This is a genomic window from Gordonia sp. DT30, from assembly GCF_049844915.1.
Classification (GTDB): Bacteria; Actinomycetota; Actinomycetes; order Mycobacteriales; family Mycobacteriaceae; genus Gordonia.
Genome location: NZ_JBNCLY010000046.1, coordinates 1 through 2,435 on the forward strand (window position 1 = coordinate 1; position 2,435 = coordinate 2,435).

A 2,435-nucleotide genomic window follows, 5' to 3' on the forward strand; every position below is an offset into this window, starting at 1 on the left:
TAGTCGCCGGGTCTAGACCCGAAGCGGAGTGATCTACCCATGGCCAGGGTGAAGCGCGGGTAAGACCGTGTGGAGGCCCGAACCCACTTCAGTTGAAAATGGAGGGGATGAGTTGTGGGTAGGGGTGAAAGGCCAATCAAACTCCGTGATAGCTGGTTCTCCCCGAAATGCATTTAGGTGCAGCGTTGTGTGTTTCTTACCGGAGGTAGAGCTACTGGATGGCCGATGGGCCCTACAAGGTTACTGACGTCAGCCAAACTCCGAATGCCGGTAAGTGAGAGCATGGCAGTGAGACTGCGGGCGATAAGGTTCGTAGTCGAGAGGGAAACAGCCCAGATCGCCGGCTAAGGCCCCTAAGCGTGTACTAAGTGGAAAAGGATGTGGGGTCGCGAAGACAACCAGGAGGTTGGCTTAGAAGCAGCCACCCTTGAAAGAGTGCGTAATAGCTCACTGGTCAAGTGATCCTGCGCCGACAATGTAGCGGGGCTCAAGTACACCGCCGAAGCCGCGGCACTCCACCATGTCATTGGTGATGGTTTACGGATTGTCATCTAGTGGGTGGGGTGGGTAGGGGAGCGTCCTGCATCCGTGGAAGCCTCGGAGTGATCTAGGGGTGGAGGGTGTGGGAGTGAGAATGCAGGCATGAGTAGCGAAAGCAGAGTGAGAAACTCTGCCGCCGGATGACCAAGGGTTCCTGGGCCAGGCTAATCCGCCCAGGGTGAGTCGGGACCTAAGGCGAGGCCGACAGGCGTAGTCGATGGACAACGGGTTGATATTCCCGTACCCGTGTATCCGCGCCCATGCTGAATCAGTTGTACTAACCATCCAAATCCTTATGGGTGCCTTCGGGTGCCCGGCGGGGGCTGCATGGGACCTCGGCTGGTAGTAGGCAAGCGATGGGGTGACGCAGGAAGGTAGTGGGGCCAGGCGATGGTTGTCCTGGTGTAAGCCGGTAGGGCGGGCGATTGGTAAATCCGTCGTTCATGTGGCCTGAGAGGTGATGCGTAACCGTTGAGGTGAATTCCATGATCCTATGCTGCCGAGAAAAGCCTCTAGTGAGTTGGTACACGGCCCGTACCCCAAACCAACACAGGTGGTCAGGTAGAGAATACTAAGGCGATCGAGAGAACTGTGGTTAAGGAACTCGGCAAAATGCCCCCGTAACTTCGGGAGAAGGGGGACCCATGTTGGTGACCGGACTTTGCTTCGTGAGCTGGTGTGGGTCGCAGAGACCAGAGAGAAGCGACTGTTTACTAAAAACACAGGTCCGTGCGAAGTCGTAAGACGATGTATACGGACTGACGCCTGCCCGGTGCTGGAAGGTTAAGAGGACCGGTTAGTGCCCTTCGGGGTGCGAAGCTGAGAATTTAAGCCCCAGTAAACGGCGGTGGTAACTATAACCATCCTAAGGTAGCGAAATTCCTTGTCGGGTAAGTTCCGACCTGCACGAATGGCGTAACGACTTCTCTGCTGTCTCAACCACAGACTCGGCGAAATTGCAGTACGAGTAAAGATGCTCGTTACGCGCGGCAGGACGAAAAGACCCCGGGACCTTCACTATAGCTTGGTATTGGTGTTCGGTTCGGTTTGTGTAGGATAGGTGGGAGACTGTGAAGTGGGCACGCCAGTGTTCATGGAGTCGTTGTTGAAATACCACTCTGATCGTATTGGACTTCTAACCTCGGACCCTGATCGGGTTCAGGGACAGTGCCTGGTGGGTAGTTTAACTGGGGCGGTTGCCTCCTAAAAAGTAACGGAGGCGCCCAAAGGTTCCCTCAGCCTGGTTGGCAATCAGGTGTTGAGTGTAAGTGCACAAGGGAGCTTGACTGTGAGACGTACATGTCGAGCAGGGACGAAAGTCGGGACTAGTGATCCGGCACCGGCAAGTGGAAGCGGTGTCGCTCAACGGATAAAAGGTACCCCGGGGATAACAGGCTGATCTTCCCCAAGAGTCCATATCGACGGGATGGTTTGGCACCTCGATGTCGGCTCGTCGCATCCTGGGGCTGGAGTAGGTCCCAAGGGTTGGGCTGTTCGCCCATTAAAGCGGCACGCGAGCTGGGTTTAGAACGTCGTGAGACAGTTCGGTCTCTATCCGCCGCGCGCGTTAGAAACTTGAGGAAACCTGTCCCTAGTACGAGAGGACCGGGACGGACGAACCTCTGGTGTGCCAGTTGTCCCGCCAGGGGCACTGCTGGTTGGCTACGTTCGGAAGGGATAACCGCTGAAAGCATCTAAGCGGGAAGCCTGTTCCAAGATGAGGTTTCTCACCACCTTCGAGTGGTTAAGGCCCCCTACAGACCATGGGGTTGATAGGCCAGAATTGTAAGCTCAGTAATGGGTTCAGGTGACTGGTACTAATCGGCCGAGGACTTACATACAACACTTTTACTTTGATAGAGGTGTGTCGCATCCACTATGTGCTTCTGAAATAA

At 55.4% G+C, this 2,435-nt stretch carries 1 rRNA gene; it reads left to right on the forward strand.

The features are described from left to right. Positions 1–2,381, forward strand: a 23S ribosomal RNA gene (locus ACLQ3C_RS21305); the annotation flags it as partial. Positions 2,382–2,435 lie beyond the last annotated feature (54 nt).